Genomic DNA, 21,760 nt, shown 5'->3' with positions numbered 1-21,760 from the left:
ACTAATCCTTCTCACAATACTTCAGCTGCAAGAGAAATGATTTTCATAAACCGCTCTCTTAGCTCACGAGTTACTGGCCCAAATATACGTGTACCAATAGGCTCATTTTGGTTATTTAAAAGCACAGCAGCATTACCATCAAAACGAATGAGTGATCCATCATCACGGCGCACACCTTGGCTAGTTCTAACAACAACCGCCTTCATTACTGCGCCTTTTTTCACCTTACTGCGTGGTATCGCATCTTTAATGCTTACTTTAATAACATCACCAACGCGGGCGTAACGTCTATGTGACCCGCCAAGCACCTTGATACACATCACTTTGCGTGCTCCACTGTTGTCTGCAACCTCGAGCACAGTCTGCATTTGTATCATTACTATTCTCCAGCTCTAAATTCGACCAGAAAAAGGCTGCTGATTATATCAGCCCTCTCAGATTTTTAAAAGTAAAACAAATGAATATCAGGAAATTACTTCAACTAGTACCCAACTTTTCATTTTTGAGAGTGGTCGAGATTCTCGTATTTTTACTGTATTCCCAATTTTTCCAACTTGATTTTCATCGTGAGCGTGGAGCTTAGTTCTACGTCTCAAGATTTTACCGTACTTTGGATGTCTAACAGTGCGCTCAACCATGACTACAATAGTTTTTTGCATTTTATCACTGACTATTTTTCCGACTAGTGTCCTGCCTTTTGTTTCGCTGCTATTAGTCATCGCTCTTACCTACCTTCTCTGACATAATCGTTTTAATTTGAGCAATAGCCTTTCTGACTTGAGTGACTTCGTGAGTCTTATCCAGAGTACCACTTGCTTTTTTCATCCGTAGGCTAAATTGCTTTTTACGTAGAGTCAGCAGCTCTTCATTTAATTGTTTATCAGTAAAGCCTCTTAGCTCTTTAACAAATTCTTTCATCACATCACCTTGCGTTCTTCAAATATTACTTTGAAAGGTAGTTTCGCCTTAGCAAGATTAAAAGCTTCCATCGCTAATTCTTTACTAACACCTTCCATTTCAAACAAGACTTTACCCGGTTGAATTTGAGCAACCCAATATTCAACGCTACCCTTACCTTTACCTTGTCGAACTTCAAGAGGTTTTTGTGTAATTGGTTTATCGGGAAACACTCTAATCCAAATCTTACCACCACGCTTAATGTGTCTTGTCATTGCCCTTCTTGCTGCTTCAATTTGACGGGCAGTTAATCGGCCTCTTTCGAGCGCCTTAAGACCAAACTCACCGAAGCTAACTGAAGAACCTTTGTGAGCTAAACCACGGTTTCTACCCTTCATTTGCTTACGATATTTCGTTCGTTTTGGCTGTAACATGATTTAATTCCTCACTCACTTACCGCTTTCTGTATTACGGTTTTTCTGCGGAAGCACTTCACCTTTGAAGATCCAGACTTTAACACCTATGATTCCATAAGTAGTTTTCGCCTCAGCAGTGCCATAATCGACATCCGCCCGGAAAGTATGCAAAGGAACTCTTCCTTCTCGGTACCATTCACTACGCGCAATTTCTGCACCGCCTAAACGTCCACTTACACAGATTTTAATACCTTTAGCACCAGCTTTTAATGCTGAGGTTACTGCTCGTTTCATGGCACGTCTAAACATTACACGTTGCTCTAACTGCTGTGCAATTCCTTCAGCGACCAAGGTAGAATCTAATTCTGGTTTTCGTACTTCTTCTATATTTAAGTGAACAGGTACACCAAGTTTTTCTGCAATCTCAGCTCTTAGCGCTTCGATACCACCGCCCTTCTTACCAATAATCACACCAGGACGCGCAGTATGGATTGTAACTACAGCATTATTTGCTGGTCTTTCTATCCTAATCTTAGATACTGCAGCTGCCATAAGCTTTTTCTTTAGCGCTTTACGAAGATTGATATCTTGGTTCAGAAGTTGCGCATAGTTTTTACTTGCAAACCATTTAGAATTCCAATCTTGCGTTATACCTAATCGTATACCTATTGGGTTTACTTTCTGTCCCATTGCTATTCCTCGTCAGACACTTTAATTGTGATGTGGCAGGTACGCTTGCATATGCGGTTTGCGCGACCTTTAGCTCGAGGGCTAATTCGCTTCAAAGTAGCTGCCTCATCCACATGAACCACACCTACCTTTAATTCGTCGATGTCGGCGCCATTATTATTTTCTGCATTAGCAATAGCAGATTCTAATAATTTTAACATTAGTTGAGCACCCTTTTTAGGGGTAAATTTCAGAACATCAATAGCTCTTGAAACATCCATCTTGCGAATCATATCGGCAACCAATCTACCCTTTTGAGCAGAAAGTGGTGCATTTTTTAATTTTGCTGTAACTTCCATCATTGCCTCTTACTTACCTTTGGCTTTTCTGTCTCCAGAATGGCCTTTGAATGTACGAGTCATGGCGAACTCACCTAGTTTATGACCAACCATGTTATCAGTAATATAAACTGGAACATGATCTTTGCCATTATGAACCGCAATTGTGAGATCGATCATCTCAGGAACAATTGTCGAACGCCTGGACCAGGTTTTAATTGGTTTTTTGGACTTAGTTTCAATCGCCACTTCTATTTTTTTCATTAAGTGATGATCGATAAAAGGACCCTTTCTAATAGAACGTGCCACTTTGATATCCTCTTAGCTAATTATTTCTTCTTACGTCTTCTGACGATAAAACGATCTGTACGTTTATTACTTCTCGTTTTGTACCCTTTTGTCGGTACACCCCACGGAGATACGGGGTGACGTCCGCCCGAAGTTCGCCCTTCACCACCACCATGTGGGTGGTCAACTGGGTTCATAGCAACACCACGCACTGTAGGTCTTATACCTCTCCAACGTTTGGCACCTGCTTTTCCAAGAGCTCGTAGGCTATGCTCGCTATTGCTTACTTCACCAATGACTGCTCTACATGTAGCTAAAACTTTACGCATCTCACCTGAGCGCAATTTTAGAGTGGCATACATGCCTTCTTTAGCTACAATTTGACCGCTGCAACCCGCACTTCTCAATAGTTGAGCGCCTTTACCCGGCTTCATTTCAACGCAATGAATAGTTGTACCAACTGGAATATTTCGCAATGGAAGGCAATTTCCAACACTAATCGGTGAATCTTCACCGCTTACTATTGTGTTGCCGGCTTCTAAGCCAGAAGGTGCAATAATGTAACGTCGTTCGCCGTCTTTGTAAACAACTAAAGCAATTAAGGCAGAACGATTTGGATCATACTCCAAACGCTCGACTCTCGCTTCGATACCGTCCTTGTTTCTTTTAAAATCAATTATGCGGTATTTAGCTCGAACACCACCACCGATGTGGCGAACGGTAATTCTTCCTTGATTATTTCTCCCACCAGTCTTATTCAACTTTTCAACTAGCGGTCCGTATGGGCGCCCTTTGTGAATATTGTGGTGCACAACTCTTATTTCACCACGTTTTCCTGGTGATGTTGGTTTAGATTTTAATAATGCCATCTTAGTCTGCCTTATTCAGTCACGGTAAAGTCGATGTCATAATTCTCATGTAAAGAAACAAAAGCTTTTTTCCAATCAGACCTTTTACCAGTCATTTGTTTGAAACGTTTTGTTTTCCCTTTGACATTGATTACTGACACGTTTTTGACTTTAACATTAAACATGTGTTCAACAGCCAATTTAATCTCTTGTTTAGTAGCCGTTTTTAATACCTTAAAGGTAAACTGTTTGAACTTATCAGCCATAACTGTTGTTTTTTCAGAGGTATGGGGTTCACGCAGTATCATTAACAAACGTTCTGCATTCATTGTAACTGCTCCTCTAAGTTTTTAATGGCTTCTTCAGTCATAAGCACCTTTTCAAAGCGAAGTAAACTAACTGGATCTAAGCAACTGACATCGCAGATATCAAATTGGATTAAATTACGTGAAGCCAGATATTCTTGTTCGCCAACTTCGTTCATAACGATTAATGCGTTTTGAAGATCCAGGTCTTTCATTTTTGCGATAAAGTCTTTTGTCTTATGGGATTGACATTGGAAATTACTAACAACAATTAAGTTACCAGAACGATTTAGCTCGGAGATTATACTACGCAATGCTCGTTTGTACATTTTTTTATTAAGTTTTTGGCTATAATCTCTTTTCTTTGATGCGAAAGTTACGCCACCAGAACGCCAAATCGGACTACGAATTGTTCCTGCACGAGCTCTACCAGTACCTTTTTGACGCCAAGGTTTTCTTCCGCCACCACGTACTTCAGCACGTGTTTTTTGCGCACTGTTTCCACTACGGGAATTATTCATGAATGCAACTACAGCTTGATGAACCAAACCTTCGTTATAGTTATATCCGAAGATTTCTTCATTTACTTTTAACTTAGCGTTAGTATCTATCGTTTTAAGTTCCATTATGCTTCGCCCCTTTGACTTTTCTTAACAGCGGGCCTTACTTCAACTCTTGCGCCAGGATGACCTGGGATAGCACCTTTAATTAAAAGTAAATTTCGCTCTTTATCTACGCGCACTAGCTGAAGAGTCTGGGTAGTGCAACGAACATTACCCATATGGCCAGCCATTTTCTTACCTTTAAATACACGGCCAGGAGTTTGGTTTTGTCCGATAGAACCAACTACTCGATGTGATCTCGAATTACCATGAGTTGCGTCTTGCGTGCGAAAATTATATCGCTTTACAGTACCAGCAAATCCCTTACCTTTAGAGTTTGCAGCAACATCAACAAATTGTCCTTCATTAAATATATCATTTATAGAGATAACTTGCCCTGTACTGAACTCGTCAACTGAATCTACACGAAATTCGCAAAGCATATCACCAGCGTCGATTTGTGCTTTTGCAAAATGGCCAGTTAAAGGCTTATTTACATGGCTCGATTTCTTTTTACCGCCAGTTAATTGCACTGCAACGTAACCATCTGTATCAATAGTTTTAATTTGTGACACGCGATTAGGCAAAACTTCTACAACAGATACTGGTATAGAAATTCCATCCTCTGTAAACACGCGTGTCATACCGATTTTTCGGCCTAATAACCCAATCGTCATTTTTAACACCTCGTTAATAACCCTGCCTAAATGGGACTATTCGTCATCAAGGCTAATCTGCACATCTACCCCAGCGGCCAAATCAAGCTTCATTAGCGCATCTACTGTTTTTTCGGTAGGGTGCACTATAACAACTAGGCGTTTATGGGTACGTAATTCATATTGATCCCGCGCATCTTTATTAACATGCGGGGAAATCAACACAGTGAATTTCTCTTTTCGGATAGGCAAAGGTATAGGACCTCGTATTTGAGCCCCTGTACGTTTCGCTGTCTCTACAATCTCGCGAGTTGATAAATCGATTAAACGATGATCAAACGATTTAAGACGTATTTTAATATTTTGATTGTTACTCATTTCTATTACTCAATGATCTTAGCTACAACGCCAGCACCAACGGTACGGCCACCTTCGCGAATTGCAAAACGCAATCCTTCATCCATAGCAATAGGTGAATGCAAGTTAACAATCAACTTGACGTTATCACCTGGCATTACCATTTCTATGCCTTCTGGTAAATCACATGAACCAGTTACATCTGTCGTTCTGAAGTAAAACTGGGGTCTATAACCATTAAAGAATGGGGTATGACGGCCACCTTCATCTTTTGACAAGACGTATACTTCTGCTTCAAATTTAGTATGTGGCTTAATTGTTCCAGGCTTAGCCAATACTTGTCCTCGCTCAACTTCATCTCGCTTAGTTCCACGTAATAATACCCCTACGTTGTCTCCAGCTCGTCCTTCGTCAAGCAATTTACGGAACATTTCAACGCCTGTGCAGGTCGTCTTCTGTGTATCCCGTATTCCTACTATCTCGACTTCTTCTCCAACTTTTACTATTCCACTTTCTACACGGCCTGTTACTACTGTTCCGCGCCCTGATATAGAGAATACGTCTTCGATCGGTAACAAGAAGCTCTTGTCTATATTGCGTACTGGTTCTGGAATGTAGGAATCCATTGTCTCTACCAGCTTCTCTATCGCTTTTACGCCGATATCACTGTCTTCGCCTTCCAATGCTTTTAACGCTGAACCAACAACAATTGGTATATCATCACCAGGAAAGTCATAGCTGCTCAGCAGATCTCTTACTTCCATTTCTACTAGCTCTAATAGCTCTGCATCATCTACCATGTCCGCCTTGTTCAAAAACACAACAATGTAGGGCACACCAACTTGGCGTGATAAAAGAATGTGCTCCCTTGTTTGTGGCATCGGACCATCGGCTGCCGATACTACTAAAATCGCTCCATCCATCTGCGCTGCACCTGTAATCATATTCTTTACATAGTCCGCATGGCCTGGGCAATCCACATGAGCATAGTGGCGGTTCGCTGATTCATACTCAACGTGGGCCGTAGATATCGTAATTCCGCGCTCTCTTTCCTCAGGGGCAGCATCAATCTGATCGTAGGCCTTTGCTGTTCCACCGAATTTCTTCGCCATTATCGTTGTAATCGCTGCCGTTAACGTCGTCTTACCATGATCCACATGACCAATCGTACCCACGTTCACATGTGGCTTCTTACGCTCAAATTTTTCCTTCGCCATTTCTATAACCTCTTTAACATTTATTGTTTCTTGATAATTGCTTCAGCGATGTTTGTTGGTGCCTCTGCATATTTAGCAAACTCCATAGAGTAAGTTGCACGACCTTGAGTTGCTGAACGAAGATCTGTTGCATAGCCAAACATTTCTGCAAGAGGAACTTCTGCACGCACAATTTTACCTGCAGGAGAATCTTCCATACCCTGAACCAAACCTCTTCTACGGTTAAGATCACCCATCACATCACCCATGTAATCTTCTGGGGTCACAACCTCAACACTCATAATTGGTTCAAGCAATACAGGTTTTGCCTTTAGAGCACCTTGCCTAAAGCATTGAGAACCAGCTATCTTAAATGCCATTTCACTGGAATCGACCTCATGGAATGATCCATCAAACAACGTCACTTTGACATCAACTACTGGATAACCGGCGATAACACCATTTTGCATCTGTTCTTGTACACCTTTATCAACTGCAGGGATATATTCTTTGGGAATAACACCTCCTACAATCGCATTCACGAACTCATAACCACTACCCGGTTGTTGAGGTTCGATTTTGAGCCAAACGTGACCGTATTGACCACGTCCGCCAGATTGACGAACAAATTTACCTTCTTGTTCGACAGCCTGTTTTAGCGTTTCACGATAAGCAACTTGTGGTTTACCGACATTAGCTTCAACGTTAAATTCGCGCTTCATTCGGTCAACAATAATTTCCAGGTGTAATTCACCCATACCTTCAATAATTGTTTGACCTGATTCTTCATCAGTATGAACTCGGAATGAGGGATCCTCTTGTGCTAGTTTACCTAAGGCTATTCCCATCTTTTCCTGATCTGCTTTAGTCTTGGGCTCAACTGCAACTGCAATAACAGGATCAGGGAAATCCATACGTTCTAGTGTTACTATTTTATTAACATCACAAAGCGTATCTCCAGTAGTGACTGTCTTTAAGCCAACTGCCGCTGCGATATCACCTGCTTTAACTTCTTTAATCTCTTCTCGAGAATTGGCGTGCATTTGCAGTAAACGACCAATCCGTTCTTTTTTTGCTTTAACCGGGTTGTATACTGTATCTCCACTCTTCAACACACCTGAGTAAACTCGGAAATAGGTCAGTGTACCAACAAAGGGATCAGTTGCGATCTTAAATGCTAAAGCAGAGAAAGGCTCATCATAAGATGTTTTACGATGAATTTCCTCACCATCTTCATCAATACCACGAATCGCAGGAATATCAAGAGGAGATGGCAGGTATTCTATCACACCATCTAGAACTGCTTGTACCCCTTTGTTTTTAAATGCAGAACCACAAAATACCGGTACAATCTCATTATTAATTGTACGTTTTCGAAGAGCTTTCTTAATCTCTTCTTCAGTAAATTCTTCGCCTTCTAGATATTTTTCCATCAGATCTTCAGAGGCTTCTGCTGCAGCTTCGATAATATGTGCTCTATATTCTTCACATTGAGCTTTCATGTCTACAGGAACATCTGAATAAGTGAACGACATTCCTTTGGATTCCTCATCCCAATGAATTGCTTTCATCTTGATGAGATCAATAACACCTTTAAACGTTTCTTCTGCACCTATTGGTAGTTGAAGAACAACTGGATTTGATCCTAGTCGTTGTTTAATTTGAGTTACTACCCGTAAGAAATTGGCACCCATCCGATCCATTTTATTAACGAACACAATTCGTGGGACACCATATTTATCAGATTGCCTCCAGACAGTTTCTGACTGTGGCTCAACACCTGATACAGAGTCAAAAACTACGATTGCACCATCTAGTACACGTAGTGAACGCTCTACTTCGATCATAAAGTCAACGTGACCTGGCGTATCAATAATATTGATACGATGCAGCTCAAAGTTTTTATCCATTCCTGGCCAAAAACAGGTTGTCGCTGCTGAAGTAATCGTAATCCCGCGTTCCTGCTCTTGAACCATCCAATCCATTGTTGCAGCACCGTCGTGTACTTCACCAATTTTGTGTGACACACCCGTATAGAACAAAACACGCTCAGTTGTTGTCGTTTTTCCTGCATCAACGTGTGCGGCAATGCCGATATTTCTGTATAGTTCTAATCGAGTAGACACGACGTTCCTCGCTCTTTAATTCCATCTAAAATGTGCAAATGCTTGGTTAGCTTTTGCCATTTTATGGGTATCTTCACGCTTTTTAACTGCTGAACCTTTGCTTTCAAAGGCATCCATTAGTTCGCCGGCTAGGCGTAACATCATACCTTGCTCGCCACGTGAACGTGCCGCTTGAACAATCCAACGCATGCCTAAAGCAATACTACGGTCGGTTCTTACTTCAACTGGCACTTGGTAAGTTGCACCACCAACTCTTCTTGAGCGTACTTCCACACTAGGACGGACGTTATCAAGTGCTTGTTCAAAATAGCGTAGAACAGTACTAGAGGTTCCTGAACCACCTTCTTCGCCGCCAGATTCGTCTTCATTTTTCTTTAATTTTTTGACACGATCGTTTAATACATCTAATGCGCCATAAATAATTTTTTCAGCTGTGGATTTCTTTCCGCTGACCATCAATACGTTAATAAACTTAGCAAGTAATTCGCTATGATGTTTTGGATCAGGCAAAATCTCGCGTTTGGGGACTTCTCTTCTTCTTGGCATGTCTATTTCCTACAATCAGATTATTTCTTGTCTTTAGGTTTTTTAGTACCATACTTAGAACGACCTTGTTTACGATCATTCACTCCAGAAGTATCTAAACTTCCTCTTACTGTGTGATAACGCACACCAGGTAAATCTTTAACACGACCACCACGAATCAATACTACAGAGTGCTCTTGCAGATTGTGGCCTTCACCACCAATATATGATGATACCTCGAAGCCATTTGTTAGACGCACACGGGCAACCTTACGCATAGCTGAGTTAGGCTTTTTAGGGGTTGTTGTGTACACACGTGTACATACACCTCGTCTTTGTGGGCAGGATTCCAATGCGGGGACGTTAGATTTTTTCTTGGCGTCCACACGAGGCTTTCTTACTAACTGATTAATAGTAGCCATTTATTCTTAACTCCGAACTTTCACTTGTATTATTTTCGAATGCATAAGGAGGCCGGATTCTATATAGGTCCAGCAAGTTTGTCAAGTTCAAACTTGCTGAAGCTTAGAATCCAATCAATGATCATGGTTATCTGCATTAAGTGCTTCACTTAATGCATGCTCCACATCACTTGCTGTAACCGTATGCGCATTTTGCTCAGTACCACTTGTTTTAGCACGTTTTGCTTTTCTACTTTGATGATAAGCGTATCCTGTTCCCGCTGGAATTAATCGACCAACCATCACATTTTCTTTTAAGCCACGTAATTCATCGATTTTGCCACTTACAGCCGCTTCCGTAAGAACACGCGTGGTTTCCTGGAACGATGCTGCAGAAATGAATGATTCAGTAGCTAACGAAGCTTTAGTAATACCAAGCAGAATAGGAGTACCGTTTGCGGGTTGTTTACCTTCCGCAATTAGTTTGTCATTTTCATGCAACATCACGCTTTCTTCGATTTGCTCTCCAACGAGGAACTTAGAATCACCTGCAAAGGTAATAACACGTTTACGGAGCATTTGACGTACGATTGTTTCGATGTGCTTATCGTTGATCTTCACACCCTGTAATCGATAAACGTCCTGTACTTCGTTCACAATGTAATTTGCTAGTGCACCAACACCAAGCAATCGTAGAATGTCATGCGGGTTCAACGGACCATCAGCTATCACTTCTCCCCGTTCTACATGCTCACCTTCGAAGACTGAAATATGACGCCATTTTGGAATCAATTCTTCGTGTGCTTGATGCTCGGAAGCGCTAATGATTAAGCGTCTCTTTCCTTTTGTTTCTTTACCAAAGTTAACCAAACCTGAAACTTCTGCCATAACAGCAGCATCTTTTGGTTTTCTCGCTTCAAATAAATCAGCAACTCTTGGAAGACCCCCGGTAATATCACGAGTTTTAGAACGTTCCTGCGGTATACGAGCGATTACGTCACCGACACCCACTGCACTACCATCTTCAAAGTTTATGATTGCATCCACAGGCAAATAGTATTGTGCAGGGACGTTTGTTCCAGCCAAGTAAATATCATCACCTTCATCAGAGACTAATTTAACCATTGGGCGCATATCTCTACCTGCAGAACTACGCTGCTTAGCATCGGTAACAACGATATTGCTTAATCCAGTAAGTTCATCCGTTTGGCGATTCATTGTTAAGCCTTCAATGAGGTCAACAAATTTTAATTTACCGCTTACTTCTGAAATAACGGGATGTGTATGTGGATCCCATGTTGCGATAACCTGGCCTGCTTCCGCAGCTTGATTATCATGTACGGTCAATACAGCACCATAAGGCAGCTTGTATCGCTCACGCTCACGGCCAAAATCATCAACAATCGATACTTCGCCTGAACGAGAAACTGCAACTAGATTGTTGTTCTCATGAGTTACAGTCTTGATGTTATGTAAGCGAATAACACCCTTATTTTTGATTTGGATGCTATTGGCAGCAGTAGCTCTTGATGCCGCACCACCGATGTGGAAGGTACGCATTGTTAACTGTGTACCTGGTTCGCCAATTGATTGTGCAGCGATAATACCAACTGCCTCACCAGTATTGACTAAATGTCCACGGGCTAAATCACGGCCGTAACAAGCAGCACAAAGTCCGAAGCGAGTTTCACAGGTAATTGGCGAGCGAACTAATACTTGATCGACACCATATTTCTCTAGTTTTTCAACCCATTCTTCATCCAATAAAGTACCTGCCGTCACGACGGGCTCTTCTTGGTTTGGAATATATACATCAGTGGCAACCACACGCCCAAGTACGCGTTCATGCAATGGCTCAACGATGTCTCCACCCTCAATGAGAGGTTGCATCAATACACCATTTTCAGTACCACAATCATCTTCTGTAATCACCACGTCTTGAGCAACATCAACAAGTCGACGTGTCAAATAACCTGAGTTTGCTGTCTTTAATGCAGTATCAGCAAGACCTTTACGAGCACCGTGAGTAGAAATAAAGTATTGGAATACGTTAAGTCCCTCTCGGAAGTTTGCAGTAATCGGTGTTTCAATAATGGAGCCGTCTGGAGCAGCCATCAATCCCCGCATTCCTGCGAGCTGTCGAATCTGTGCTGCAGAACCCCGAGCACCAGAATCCGCCATCATAAAGATAGGGTTAAATGATTCTTGGCGAGAAACTTTACCATCTCGACCTACTACTTCTTCAGTTGCTATCTTGCTCATCATTGATTTTGCAACCATCTCGTTGGTACGAGACCAGATATCAATAACTTTATTGTAACGCTCACCGTTAGTTACTAACCCTGAACGGAATTGTGATTCAATCTCGCGTACTTCATTATCAGCTTGCTCAATGATTGATGCCTTATCGTCTGGTATTTCCATATCTTCAATACCAATTGACGCTCCAGCGCGGGTAGCATATTTGAATCCGGTATACATGAGCTGGTCAGCGAAAATAACTGTTTCTTTTAAACCGAATTTACGATAACAAGTATCAACTACCTTAGAGATCGCCTTTTTAGTCATTGCCCTATTGATCAACGCAAAGGGCATTCCTTTCGGTAAAATATCAGAAAGTATTGCTCGTCCAACCGTTGTTTCAACCAGTTTAAATTCTCGGTTAGTATCGGTATTTTCAACTGGCATTCTAATTTTTACTTTAGCATGAATATCAACATAACCTGCTTCATAAAAATTTTGAGCCTCTTGTGGGCTAGCAAATATTTTTCCTTCCCCAAGTGCATTGACTCTTTCTCGTGTTAGGTAATAAAGACCTAATACTACGTCTTGGCTTGGCACAATAATTGGTTCCCCACTTGCAGGTGACAAAATGTTGTTTGTCGACATCATCAGCGAGCGAGCTTCCAATTGCGCCTCTAAAGTTAATGGAACGTGTACGGCCATTTGGTCGCCGTCGAAGTCCGCATTGTAAGCAGTACAAACTAAGGGGTGCAACTGAATTGCCTTTCCTTCGATTAATACTGGTTCAAACGCTTGGATACCTAGTCTATGAAGAGTAGGAGCACGGTTAAGTAGAATAGGATGTTCACGGATTACATCATCAAGAATATCCCAAACAACAGGCTCTTCTCGTTCCACCATCTTTTTAGCAGCTTTAATTGTAGTTGCAAGACCTCTAAATTCAAGTTTACTGAAAATAAAAGGCTTAAATAGCTCTAAAGCCATTTTCTTAGGCAAGCCACATTGATGTAAACGGAGAGTCGGTCCGACCACAATAACTGAACGACCTGAATAGTCCACGCGCTTACCTAGTAGGTTTTGGCGAAAACGACCTTGCTTACCTTTGATCATGTCAGCAAGTGATTTAAGCGGACGCTTATTGGTTCCCGTAATTGCACGACCACGACGACCGTTATCGAGTAAGGCATCAACAGACTCTTGTAACATGCGCTTCTCATTACGCACAATAATGTCAGGCGCATTGAGATCAAGCAATCTTTTCAGTCGGTTATTCCGATTGATTACACGGCGATAAAGATCATTTAAGTCTGAAGTAGCAAATCGTCCGCCATCAAGTGGTACTAATGGGCGAAGATCCGGTGGAAGAACTGGTAATACATCCATAATCATCCATTCCGGTTTGTTACCTGACTCATAGAACGCTTCAAGCAGCTTTAATCGCTTAGTGATTTTCTTGATCTTGGTTTCAGAATTAGTTGTCGGTAATTCTTCACGTAAAGATTTGATTTCCTCTTCAAGATCTATTTGACGTAGTAAATCACGGATTGCTTCCGCACCCATGCGCGCATCAAATTCATCTCCATATTGTTCCATTGCGTCTAGATAAACTTCATCGTTAAGCAGTTGTCCACGCTCAAGTTCAGTCATGCCAGGATCAACTACTACGAAAGCTTCGAAATAGAGCACCCGCTCAATATCTCGTAAAGTCATATCGAGTAGTAAACCGATACGGGATGGTAAGGATTTCAAAAACCAAATATGAGCAACAGGACTTGCAAGCTCAATATGCCCCATACGTTCACGACGTACCTTTGCTAATGCGAGTTCAACACCGCATTTTTCACAAATTACACCGCGATGTTTGAGTCGTTTATATTTTCCGCACAAACACTCGTAATCCTTGATAGGACCAAAAGTCTTAGCACAGAATAAACCATCACGCTCTGGTTTAAATGTACGATAGTTAATAGTTTCAGGTTTTTTAACTTCACCATAAGACCATGAACGAATTAAATCAGGTGAAGCGAGCGCGATTTTAATCGCATCAAATTCTTCACTTTGACCTTGTTGTTTGAGGATCCCCAGCAAATCACTCATTATAGGCGCTTTTCTCATTGGGTCGTTGCTTAGATTAGCCAAGTCTATGCCTCCAAAAAATTAGTCAGAAATTAATCGCTGAACGTTAATCGTGATCCAGTTCGATATCAATACCTAATGCTCTTATCTCTTTCAGCAATACGTTGAAAGATTCAGGCATACCAGGATCCATACGATGATCCCCATCAACGATATTTTTGTATATCTTTGTTCTTCCTCCGACATCATCTGATTTAACCGTTAACATTTCCTGCAACGTATAGGCTGCACCATAAGCTTCTAGAGCCCACACTTCCATCTCTCCGAAGCGCTGACCACCGAACTGCGCTTTACCACCAAGCGGTTGTTGAGTTACTAAACTGTAAGAACCGGTGGAACGGGCATGCATCTTATCATCAACTAAGTGATTCAGTTTAAGCATATACATGTACCCCACAGTTACAGGATTATCAAACTGCTTACCAGTTCTTCCATCATACAGAATGGTCTTCCCATCTGGTCGCATACCTGCCAACTCCAGCATCGACTTAATCTCAGCTTCACTTGCACCATCAAAAACAGGCGTAGCCATAGGTACACCAGCACGTAGATTGTTAGCCAAAATCATAAGCTCATTATCATCTAAACTCTCTAGTTTCACGCGCTCTTGTCCGTCATGATTATAAACTTTCTTAAGGAATGCTTTCACTTCGGATATTTCACGCTTGCTGTCTAAAAGATCGGCTATTCTGTGGCCTAAGCCTTTTGCTGCTAAGCCTAGATGAGTTTCAAGTACCTGTCCGATATTCATTCGCGAAGGTACACCCAATGGATTCAGCACGATGTCTACTGCCGTACCATCTTCCATGTGTGGCATATCTTCTACTGGAACAACTATCGAAATAACCCCTTTATTACCGTGACGTCCAGCCATTTTATCACCAGGCTGAATTCTACGTTTAACAGCAAGATACACTTTAACAATCTTTAACACGCCAGGTGCTAAATCATCACCTTGAATAATCTTCTTGCGACTATCGTTAAAGCGCTTCTCCATTTCTTTACCAAGCAATTCTAATTGCTTTGATAATTGCTCTAATTGTTGACTTACTACGTCATCATCAACACGAATATCAAACCATTTTTCTCTATCTACTTTTTCTAGATAAGCATCCGATATTTTAGTACCTGGTTTAATAGAGCTTGGGCCGCCAGTAGCAGCTTTATTTAATAAAAGATTATGTACTCGATGATAGATATCTTCTTCACGGATACGACGTTCATCAATTAAATCTTTTCTTACTCGAGCAAGATGTTCTTCCTCAATACTTTTAGCTCTCTCATCTTTTTCAAGGCCATCACGGGTAAATACTTGTACATCGATAACTGTACCATTCATTCCCGACGGAACTCTTAATGAAGAATCTTTAACATCAGAGGCCTTTTCACCAAAAATTGCTCTAAGCAATTTCTCTTCTGGAGTAAGCTGAGTTTCACCTTTCGGTGTTACTTTTCCAACTAAAATATCACCAGCAGATACTTCGGCTCCAATATAAACTACGCCAGATTCATCCAAGTTAGCCAAAGCTGATTCACCGACATTAGGAATATCCGCAGTGATTTCTTCTGTGCCTAATTTTGTGTCTCTAGCAATACAAGTTAATTCTTCAATATGAATTGTAGTAAATCTATCTTCTTGTACGATCCGTTCTGAGATAAGAATGGAATCCTCAAAGTTGTAACCGTTCCAAGGCATGAAGGCAACCAACAAGTTTTGCCCTAATGCCAGCTCTCCCATATCTGTACATGGTCCATCCGCAAGAACATCACCACGTTGAATGTGATCTCCAGTGGAAACAATTGGTCTTTGATTAATACAAGTATCTTGGTTTGAGCGGAAATATTTAGTGAGGTTATATATATCCACCCCTGTTTCTCCTGCAGTCGTTTCGTCATCATTGACACGTACAACGATACGAGAAGCATCAACTAAATCAATAATACCTCCACGTTTTGCTACAACAGAAACTGCTGAGTCTGAAGCAACAGTGCGCTCCATTCCAGTACCTACTAAGGGCTTTTCTGAACGCAATGTAGGCACTGCCTGACGCTGCATGTTCGATCCCATTAACGCACGGTTCGCATCATCATGCTCTAAGAATGGAATAAGTGATGCTGCCACCGAAACGATTTGCTTTGGCGACACATCCATATAGTTAATTTTATCCGGCGTTGTGAGCGAAAACTCATTTTGATGTCGGCAAGGTACTAGATCTGCAAGGATTTTGCCTTTTCCGTCAACAGCAACACTTGATTGCGCAATATATTGATCAACTTCTTCAATGGCTGAAAGATATTCAATCTCGTCGGTTACTCTTCCATCGATCACTTTACGACAAGGTGTTTCAATAAACCCATAATCGTTTGTTCTTGCATAAACAGATAAGGAATTAATTAATCCGATGTTTGGACCTTCAGGTGTTTCAATTGGGCAAACCCGTCCGTAGTGGGTAGTATGAACGTCACGCACTTCAAAACCAGCGCGTTCGCGAGTTAAACCACCGGGGCCAAGTGCTGAAACACGGCGTTTGTGAGTTACTCCAGAGAGTGGATTAACCTGATCCATAAACTGTGATAACTGGCTAGAGCCGAAAAATTCTTTTACAGCTGCAGAAACTGGTTTAGCGTTAATTAAATCTTGAGGCATCAAATTTTCTGACTCGACAAGACTTAAACGCTCTTTCACAGCTCGTTCCACTCTTACTAAACCAACTCGGAATTGGTTTTCTGCCATTTCTCCTACTGATCGAACACGTCGGTTACCAAGGTGATCGATATCATCAACCATGCCGATACCATTACGGATATCGATAAGTGTTTTAATAACGGCAAGAATATCTTCTTTAGTCAATGTACCAGGACCTGTATCTTCTTTACGGCCTACTCGACGATTAAATTTCATTCGTCCGACAGCAGATAAATCATAGCGGTCTTCTGCAAAAAAAAGATTCTTAAACAAAGTTTCTGCGGCTTCTTTTGTTGGCGGTTCACCAGGACGCATCATCCGATAAATTTCAACTAAAGCTTCGAGCTGGCTTGCTGTAGGATCAATTTTTAAGGTATCAGAAATATAAGAACCATGATCTAAATCGTTAGTATAAATCATGTCAAAACTGAGGATGCCATTAGCAGCCAACTGATCAAGCAACTCTGCAGATACTTCATCATTAGCTTGAGCAAGCACTTCACCCGTTTCAGTATTGATAATATGTTTTGCTAAAATTTTACCTATTAAATAATCATGTGGCACCACGAGATCTTGCATATTGCTCTTTTCCATTAACTTGATATGGCGAGCTGTTATACGACGGCCTTGTTCGACGATTAATTCGCCTGTTTCTGGAACAACAATGTCAAAAGAAGCAATTTCACCACGTAAACGAGATGGAACAAGATTAATATGAAACTCACCGTTTCTTAATTGGCAAGTTGTCGATTCAAAAAATTCTGCAAGAATATCTTCAGTCTCATAGCCTAAAGATCTTAATAGGATACTCACAGGAAGTTTACGTCTGCGATCGATACGTACAAATACGCAATCTTTAGGATCAAATTCAAAATCTAACCATGAACCACGGTAAGGAATAATACGTGCCGAATACAACAGCTTACCGGAAGAATGTGTTTTACCCCGATCATGTTCGAATATAACACCCGGAGAACGGTGTAACTGGGATACAACTACGCGCTCCGTACCATTAACAACAAAGGTACCTACATCAGTCATCAGAGGAATTTCTCCCATGAAAACATCTTGTTCGCGGATATCTTTGATTGGTTTAGGTTCTCCAGTAGCATCTTTATCAAAAACAACTAATCTAATTTTGACGCGCAAAGGGGCAGAGTATGTTAAACCGCGTAATTTACACTCTCGGACGTCAAATGCTGGTTCGCCTAGCTTATAGCTAACATATTCGAGTCTAGCGTTACCGGAAAAACTTTCAATGGGGAAAACAGATGAGAACGCAGCATGTAAACCTGTATTTTGCTGTTCATTACCTCTAGGATCTGTTTGTAAAAAATCTCGATATGATTTTAGCTGGATTTCAAGCAGATTTGGAATTTCCATTTTATCTGCTTGCCTACCAAAGCTTTTGCGAAATCGTTTTTTCTCAGCATGCGAGTATTGATGAGGTTTAGCTTCTGCAATTGCCATGGTGATTCCTCTGTAAAATTATTGATGACATCAAACACATAAACCCAGCCATGTAGCCATGGCTGGGTCTTTATACATACAAATAACAGTATTACTTAACTTCGACAGCAGCGCCTGCTTCTTCAAGTTTCTTCTTGATGTCAGCAGCCTCGTCTTTAGATACACCTTCTTTCACAGAAGCAGGAGCACCTTCTACTAAGTCTTTAGCTTCTTTTAAGCCTAAACCAGTAATTTCACGAATTGCTTTAATAACACCAACTTTGTTGGCACCAAAGCTTGTCATTACAACGTCAAATTCAGTTTTTTCTTCTGCAGCAGCAGCTCCACCAGCAGCAGGTGCAGCAACAGCAACAGCAGCAGCGGCAGCTGATACATTGAATTTTTCTTCCATTGCTTCGATAAGTTCTACCACTTCCATAACGGTCATGTTAGAAATTGTCTCAAGGATCTCATTTTTAGATACAGCCATTTCTAGCTCCTAGATTAAAAATTAAAATAAAGATTATGTGGTTTATTGTTCTTTTGCGTCCTTAATTGCAGCAAGTGTTCTTACCAATTTGGCATGAGGTTCTGCAAGAGTACGAACAAATTTCTCAACTGGCGCTTTCATCACATACATTAGCTTAGCTAATGCTTCATCACGTGTTGGCAAGCTAGCAATTGCCTCAAGTTGATCAGCTTCGTAGGCCTTTCCACTTACAGACAACGCTTTGATTTCCAGCTTATCAAATGACTTAGTAAAGTCTTTTAACATTCTTGCGGCATCGCTGGGGGCTTCCAAAGAGAGCGCAATAAATAAAGGACCTACTAACTTATCACTCAAGCAGGCAAAATCAGTGCCTTCAAAAGCTCTACGAGTCAATGTGTTAGGAACAACTCGTAAATAAACACCAGCTTTACGAGCAGCACTTCTCAATTGAGTCATTTGGTTAACAGTTAAACCACGATAATCAGCAACGACTGCCGAAATAGCCTTAGAAGCAACTGCTGTTACCTCTTCAACAACGGCTTTTTTTGCAGCTAAAGTTAACGTCACGTTACTGACCTCCTAAGTTGTTCAAATCTATAAAGATTTGACAGTTATGGTGGCCGTCTCTGAGAGATCCCGGAGCCGGTTCACCGTCTGCGCAGGGTATTAAGCATAAAGCACCTGCGGTCTTCGACGGCATCGAACCAAGTCTATGCCGTGAAAGCGATTTAAAGGGCGATATATATTACACGGGTATTGAAGCAATATCAATAGGTAATCCAGGCCCCATAGTTGTTGATAACGATATTTTCTTGAAATATACACCTTTTGATGATGCTGGTTTTGCTTTTCTTAGATCAACGATTAAAGCAGCAATATTTTCTAATAAATCTTCCGCAGCAAAATCTGCTTTACCAACAGTACAATGAATAATACCATTTTTATCAGTTCTATAACGAACTTGACCTGATTTAGCATCAGATACTGCTGCTTCAACATTAGTTGTTACTGTACCAACTTTAGGGTTAGGCATTAGTCCACGTGGGCCTAAGATCTGACCTAATTGTCCAACGATACGCATAGCATCCGGTGTTGCAATCACCACGTCAAAATTCATTTCCCCTGCTTTAATTTGTTCAGCTAGGTCTTCGAAGCCGACTATATCCGCACCAGCATTCTTAGCTTTAGTTGCATTATCACCTTGAGCAAAAACTGCAACCCTTACGGTTTTACCAGTTCCTTTTGGCAAATTGGTGGAAGTACGTACCACTTGGTCTGATTTACGTGGATCAACTCCAAGGTTAACAGCGATGTCAACACTTTCTCTGAATTTTGAACTAGTAAATTCTTTCAAAATTGCTATAGCGTCCGTAGCGCTATATAAATGATTAGGTTTAACCTTCTCACGAATTTTTTGTTGCTTTTTACTTAGCTTAGCCATGATACACCTCCCCTTATTCCAAATCTTCTACCTCGATACCCATACTTCTTGCAGTTCCTGCAATACTGCGAACTGCTGCCGCCAAACTTCCTGCTGTAAGATCAGGTTCTTTAGTTTTGGCGATTTCTTCAAGTTGAGCACGAGTAAGTTTAGCGACTTTCTTCGTATTGGGAGTACCACTGCCACTTTGAATGCCTGCAGCTTTCTTAAGTAAAACTGATGCTGGAGGTGTTTTAGTAATAAACGTAAAACTTCGATCAGAATACACAGTAATAACTACTGGTGTAGCTAATCCTTGTTCCAAATTTTGTGTCGCTGCATTAAAAGCTTTACAGAATTCCATGATATTAACACCACGCTGACCCAATGCAGGCCCAACAGGTGGACTTGGATTAGCTTTTCCAGCTGGAATTTGTAGCTTTATATATGCTTCTACTTTTTTAGCCATAATTTACTCCTTATGGGTTATATCGCTTTTTTGTCATTGGATTTATCAAATAGATAAATCCAGGGACTACTGGAGCTCCCCGGTTACACATAAACTATTAAGTCTTTTCAACTTGACTGAATTCAAGTTCAACAGGTGTTGAGCGGCCAAAAATAAGTACTGCTACTCTAAGCCTACTCTTCTCATAGTTGACTTCTTCAACAACACCATTGAAGTCCACAAATGGACCATCTTTAACTCGGACAACTTCACCTGGCTCGAAGAGGATTTTCGGTTTTGGTTTGGTTACCCCATCTTCAACTCGTTGTAATATTGCTTGAGCTTCTTTATCGGATATTGGTGTTGGAGTTTGACTAGTACCACCAATGAAACCTAACACTCGAGGAATCGCACGTATCATATGCCAAGTATCATCATCCATAACCATATTTACTAGCACATAACCCGGGAAAAATTTTCGAGTACTTTTCCGTTTTTGCCCCGCGCGCATTTCTACAACTTCTTCAGATGGAACTACTACCTCACCAATTCTATCTTCTAAGTGATGGTGCTCTGCACGGGATTTAATTTCACGCATAACAAAATTTTCATATCCAGAATAAGCGTGAACGACGTACCATTGCTTAGTTTTATGCTCTTCCACCGTATTATCAACCTAAACGTGTTAATTTAGCGATTATCCACATCATACCAGAATCGATTCCCCAGAGAACAAACCCAGTAATTGTAACCATAGCCATAACTATTGATGTGGTTTGAATGGTTTCTTGGCGTGTTGGCCAAACCACTTTTTGCAATTCAATTTTTGCTTCTTTTGCGAACCCAAAGACTTGTTTTCCTTGAGTGGTAAAAAATCCTAATGCTGCTACTAATACAAACCAACCAATCCAGATAAGAGCCTTTACAGGTCCTGAGAAATTATAATAGTAAGTCCCAAAAAAAGCTAAACCTGTGATCAGCAGCACACCAATCCACAGCGAAATATCTTTAAAGTTAATTTTGGAATTATTTGAATTTTTCATAGTTATCTAGTAGTTGGCAGGCCAGGAGGGAATCGAACCCCCAACCTGCGGTTTTGGAGACCGCCGCTCTGCCAATTGAGCTACTGGCCTAAACATATTTAGGTGTGAAGCTTACAAGCCTCACACCACCGATCATTTATTCAATGATCTTAGCTACAACGCCAGCACCAACGGTACGGCCACCTTCGCGAATTGCAAAACGCAATCCTTCATCCATAGC

Annotated in this window: 25 protein-coding genes and 1 tRNA gene; all 26 read right to left on the bottom strand. The window is 41.2% G+C overall.

The genetic code is table 11. The features are described from left to right. Nucleotides 1-11: 11 nt before the first annotated feature. The gene (gene rplN / locus Lnau_RS11345; RefSeq protein ID WP_043874512.1) at nucleotides 12-377 is read right to left on the bottom strand and encodes a 50S ribosomal protein L14; all 366 of its coding nucleotides are present in this window, start codon (nucleotides 375-377) and stop codon (nucleotides 12-14) included. 87 nt (nucleotides 378-464) lie between these two features. Beyond that, nucleotides 465-719 carry a 30S ribosomal protein S17 gene (gene rpsQ / locus Lnau_RS11340; RefSeq protein WP_058505266.1) on the bottom strand — a complete coding sequence of 85 codons (255 nt, stop codon included), beginning with the start codon at nucleotides 717-719 and terminating at the stop codon, nucleotides 465-467. Continuing rightward, nucleotides 712-918, bottom strand: coding sequence for a 50S ribosomal protein L29 (rpmC, locus tag Lnau_RS11335; RefSeq protein WP_058505265.1), 207 nt, complete (start codon nucleotides 916-918; stop codon nucleotides 712-714). The genes rpsQ and rpmC overlap by 8 nt, the downstream gene beginning before the upstream one ends. Continuing rightward, complete coding sequence (gene rplP, locus Lnau_RS11330; RefSeq protein ID WP_058505264.1) at nucleotides 918-1,331, bottom strand: 50S ribosomal protein L16; 414 nt, start codon at nucleotides 1,329-1,331, stop codon at nucleotides 918-920. Before rplP ends, rpmC begins: the two co-directional genes overlap by 1 nt. 15 nt (nucleotides 1,332-1,346) lie before the next feature. Next, nucleotides 1,347-2,003, bottom strand: a complete 657-nt coding sequence (gene rpsC / locus Lnau_RS11325) for a 30S ribosomal protein S3 (protein WP_058505263.1) — start codon at nucleotides 2,001-2,003, stop codon at nucleotides 1,347-1,349. Between the two features lie 2 nt (nucleotides 2,004-2,005). Continuing rightward, nucleotides 2,006-2,341, bottom strand: coding sequence for a 50S ribosomal protein L22 (rplV, locus tag Lnau_RS11320; RefSeq protein ID WP_058505262.1), 336 nt, complete (start codon nucleotides 2,339-2,341; stop codon nucleotides 2,006-2,008). Between the two features lie 9 nt (nucleotides 2,342-2,350). Beyond that, nucleotides 2,351-2,629 carry a 30S ribosomal protein S19 gene (gene rpsS, locus Lnau_RS11315; RefSeq protein WP_058505261.1) on the bottom strand — a complete coding sequence of 93 codons (279 nt, stop codon included), beginning with the start codon at nucleotides 2,627-2,629 and terminating at the stop codon, nucleotides 2,351-2,353. Between the two features lie 20 nt (nucleotides 2,630-2,649). Next, nucleotides 2,650-3,477, bottom strand: coding sequence for a 50S ribosomal protein L2 (gene rplB / locus Lnau_RS11310; RefSeq protein WP_058505260.1), 828 nt, complete (start codon nucleotides 3,475-3,477; stop codon nucleotides 2,650-2,652). Nucleotides 3,478-3,488: 11 nt separating this feature from the next. Then, nucleotides 3,489-3,785 (bottom strand): 50S ribosomal protein L23, encoded by a 297-nt coding sequence (gene rplW, locus Lnau_RS11305; RefSeq protein ID WP_058505259.1) that lies wholly within the window; start codon nucleotides 3,783-3,785, stop codon nucleotides 3,489-3,491. Beyond that, nucleotides 3,782-4,387, bottom strand: coding sequence for a 50S ribosomal protein L4 (gene rplD / locus Lnau_RS11300; protein ID WP_058505258.1), 606 nt, complete (start codon nucleotides 4,385-4,387; stop codon nucleotides 3,782-3,784). The genes rplW and rplD overlap by 4 nt, the downstream gene beginning before the upstream one ends. Next, nucleotides 4,387-5,040, bottom strand: a complete 654-nt coding sequence (gene rplC, locus Lnau_RS11295; RefSeq protein ID WP_058505257.1) for a 50S ribosomal protein L3 — start codon at nucleotides 5,038-5,040, stop codon at nucleotides 4,387-4,389. Before rplC ends, rplD begins: the two co-directional genes overlap by 1 nt. A 36-nt stretch (nucleotides 5,041-5,076) precedes the next feature. Continuing rightward, nucleotides 5,077-5,397: a 30S ribosomal protein S10 gene (gene rpsJ / locus Lnau_RS11290; RefSeq protein WP_043874522.1), complete on the bottom strand. Its 321-nt coding sequence runs from the start codon at nucleotides 5,395-5,397 to the stop codon at nucleotides 5,077-5,079. Between the two features lie 5 nt (nucleotides 5,398-5,402). After that, on the bottom strand, nucleotides 5,403-6,593 hold the full coding sequence (gene tuf, locus Lnau_RS11285) for an elongation factor Tu (RefSeq protein WP_058505256.1): 1,191 nt from the start codon (nucleotides 6,591-6,593) through the stop codon (nucleotides 5,403-5,405). Nucleotides 6,594-6,613: 20 nt separating this feature from the next. Then, a complete protein-coding gene (gene fusA / locus Lnau_RS11280; RefSeq protein WP_058505255.1) occupies nucleotides 6,614-8,698 on the bottom strand; it encodes an elongation factor G in 2,085 nt (694 codons plus the stop codon). 15 nt (nucleotides 8,699-8,713) lie between these two features. Then, nucleotides 8,714-9,244, bottom strand: a complete 531-nt coding sequence (gene rpsG / locus Lnau_RS11275) for a 30S ribosomal protein S7 (protein WP_058505254.1) — start codon at nucleotides 9,242-9,244, stop codon at nucleotides 8,714-8,716. Nucleotides 9,245-9,264: 20 nt separating this feature from the next. Then, nucleotides 9,265-9,645, bottom strand: a complete 381-nt coding sequence (rpsL, locus tag Lnau_RS11270) for a 30S ribosomal protein S12 (protein WP_058505253.1) — start codon at nucleotides 9,643-9,645, stop codon at nucleotides 9,265-9,267. Between the two features lie 114 nt (nucleotides 9,646-9,759). Further along, nucleotides 9,760-13,965, bottom strand: a complete 4,206-nt coding sequence (rpoC, locus tag Lnau_RS11265) for a DNA-directed RNA polymerase subunit beta' (RefSeq protein WP_058505357.1) — start codon at nucleotides 13,963-13,965, stop codon at nucleotides 9,760-9,762. An 85-nt stretch (nucleotides 13,966-14,050) separates the two neighbouring features. After that, nucleotides 14,051-18,160 carry a DNA-directed RNA polymerase subunit beta gene (gene rpoB, locus Lnau_RS11260; RefSeq protein ID WP_058505252.1) on the bottom strand — a complete coding sequence of 1,370 codons (4,110 nt, stop codon included), beginning with the start codon at nucleotides 18,158-18,160 and terminating at the stop codon, nucleotides 14,051-14,053. Nucleotides 18,161-18,251: 91 nt separating this feature from the next. Further along, the gene (rplL, locus tag Lnau_RS11255; RefSeq protein ID WP_058505251.1) at nucleotides 18,252-18,629 is read right to left on the bottom strand and encodes a 50S ribosomal protein L7/L12; all 378 of its coding nucleotides are present in this window, start codon (nucleotides 18,627-18,629) and stop codon (nucleotides 18,252-18,254) included. A gap of 42 nt (nucleotides 18,630-18,671) precedes the next feature. Continuing rightward, on the bottom strand, nucleotides 18,672-19,196 hold the full coding sequence (rplJ, locus tag Lnau_RS11250) for a 50S ribosomal protein L10 (RefSeq protein ID WP_058505250.1): 525 nt from the start codon (nucleotides 19,194-19,196) through the stop codon (nucleotides 18,672-18,674). A 178-nt stretch (nucleotides 19,197-19,374) separates the two neighbouring features. After that, on the bottom strand, nucleotides 19,375-20,070 hold the full coding sequence (gene rplA, locus Lnau_RS11245; RefSeq protein ID WP_058505249.1) for a 50S ribosomal protein L1: 696 nt from the start codon (nucleotides 20,068-20,070) through the stop codon (nucleotides 19,375-19,377). A gap of 13 nt (nucleotides 20,071-20,083) precedes the next feature. Further along, nucleotides 20,084-20,518, bottom strand: coding sequence for a 50S ribosomal protein L11 (rplK, locus tag Lnau_RS11240; protein ID WP_058505248.1), 435 nt, complete (start codon nucleotides 20,516-20,518; stop codon nucleotides 20,084-20,086). Between the two features lie 97 nt (nucleotides 20,519-20,615). Further along, the gene (gene nusG / locus Lnau_RS11235) at nucleotides 20,616-21,161 is read right to left on the bottom strand and encodes a transcription termination/antitermination protein NusG (protein ID WP_058505247.1); all 546 of its coding nucleotides are present in this window, start codon (nucleotides 21,159-21,161) and stop codon (nucleotides 20,616-20,618) included. 7 nt (nucleotides 21,162-21,168) lie between these two features. Beyond that, nucleotides 21,169-21,540 carry a preprotein translocase subunit SecE gene (gene secE, locus Lnau_RS11230; protein WP_058505246.1) on the bottom strand — a complete coding sequence of 124 codons (372 nt, stop codon included), beginning with the start codon at nucleotides 21,538-21,540 and terminating at the stop codon, nucleotides 21,169-21,171. A gap of 14 nt (nucleotides 21,541-21,554) precedes the next feature. Further along, nucleotides 21,555-21,630 (bottom strand) — tRNA-Trp (locus Lnau_RS11225). 46 nt (nucleotides 21,631-21,676) lie between these two features. Beyond that, nucleotides 21,677-21,760, bottom strand: an 84-nt coding sequence (locus Lnau_RS16180) for an EF-Tu C-terminal domain-related protein (RefSeq protein ID WP_200754483.1), incomplete at its 5' end; no start/stop codon positions are given.

The sequence above is a fragment of the Legionella nautarum genome (assembly GCF_001467895.1).
Lineage (GTDB): Bacteria > Pseudomonadota > Gammaproteobacteria > Legionellales > Legionellaceae > Tatlockia > Tatlockia nautarum.
Note: the sequence above shows the minus strand (reverse complement) of the source record. Positions and strands in the feature narration are given on the sequence as shown.

Bases quoted from the DNA above. Each gene is read 5' to 3' on its own strand.
- rplN (WP_043874512.1), bottom strand. From the start codon at position 377: ATGATACAAATGCAGACTGTGCTCGAGGTTGCAGACAACAGTGGAGCA.
- rpsQ (WP_058505266.1), bottom strand. From the start codon at position 719: ATGACTAATAGCAGCGAAACAAAAGGCAGGACACTAGTCGGAAAAATA.
- rpmC (WP_058505265.1), bottom strand. From the start codon at position 918: ATGAAAGAATTTGTTAAAGAGCTAAGAGGCTTTACTGATAAACAATTA.
- rplP (WP_058505264.1), bottom strand. From the start codon at position 1,331: ATGTTACAGCCAAAACGAACGAAATATCGTAAGCAAATGAAGGGTAGA.
- rpsC (WP_058505263.1), bottom strand. From the start codon at position 2,003: ATGGGACAGAAAGTAAACCCAATAGGTATACGATTAGGTATAACGCAA.
- rplV (WP_058505262.1), bottom strand. From the start codon at position 2,341: ATGGAAGTTACAGCAAAATTAAAAAATGCACCACTTTCTGCTCAAAAG.
- rplB (WP_058505260.1), bottom strand. From the start codon at position 3,477: ATGGCATTATTAAAATCTAAACCAACATCACCAGGAAAACGTGGTGAA.
- rplW (WP_058505259.1), bottom strand. From the start codon at position 3,785: ATGAATGCAGAACGTTTGTTAATGATACTGCGTGAACCCCATACCTCT.
- rplD (WP_058505258.1), bottom strand. From the start codon at position 4,387: ATGGAACTTAAAACGATAGATACTAACGCTAAGTTAAAAGTAAATGAA.
- rplC (WP_058505257.1), bottom strand. From the start codon at position 5,040: ATGACGATTGGGTTATTAGGCCGAAAAATCGGTATGACACGCGTGTTT.
- rpsJ (WP_043874522.1), bottom strand. From the start codon at position 5,397: ATGAGTAACAATCAAAATATTAAAATACGTCTTAAATCGTTTGATCAT.
- tuf (WP_058505256.1), bottom strand. From the start codon at position 6,593: ATGGCGAAGGAAAAATTTGAGCGTAAGAAGCCACATGTGAACGTGGGT.
- rpsG (WP_058505254.1), bottom strand. From the start codon at position 9,244: ATGCCAAGAAGAAGAGAAGTCCCCAAACGCGAGATTTTGCCTGATCCA.
- rpsL (WP_058505253.1), bottom strand. From the start codon at position 9,645: ATGGCTACTATTAATCAGTTAGTAAGAAAGCCTCGTGTGGACGCCAAG.
- rpoC (WP_058505357.1), bottom strand. From the start codon at position 13,965: ATGAGTGATTTGCTGGGGATCCTCAAACAACAAGGTCAAAGTGAAGAA.
- rpoB (WP_058505252.1), bottom strand. From the start codon at position 18,160: ATGGCAATTGCAGAAGCTAAACCTCATCAATACTCGCATGCTGAGAAA.
- rplL (WP_058505251.1), bottom strand. From the start codon at position 18,629: ATGGCTGTATCTAAAAATGAGATCCTTGAGACAATTTCTAACATGACC.
- rplA (WP_058505249.1), bottom strand. From the start codon at position 20,070: ATGGCTAAGCTAAGTAAAAAGCAACAAAAAATTCGTGAGAAGGTTAAA.
- rplK (WP_058505248.1), bottom strand. From the start codon at position 20,518: ATGGCTAAAAAAGTAGAAGCATATATAAAGCTACAAATTCCAGCTGGA.
- secE (WP_058505246.1), bottom strand. From the start codon at position 21,540: ATGAAAAATTCAAATAATTCCAAAATTAACTTTAAAGATATTTCGCTG.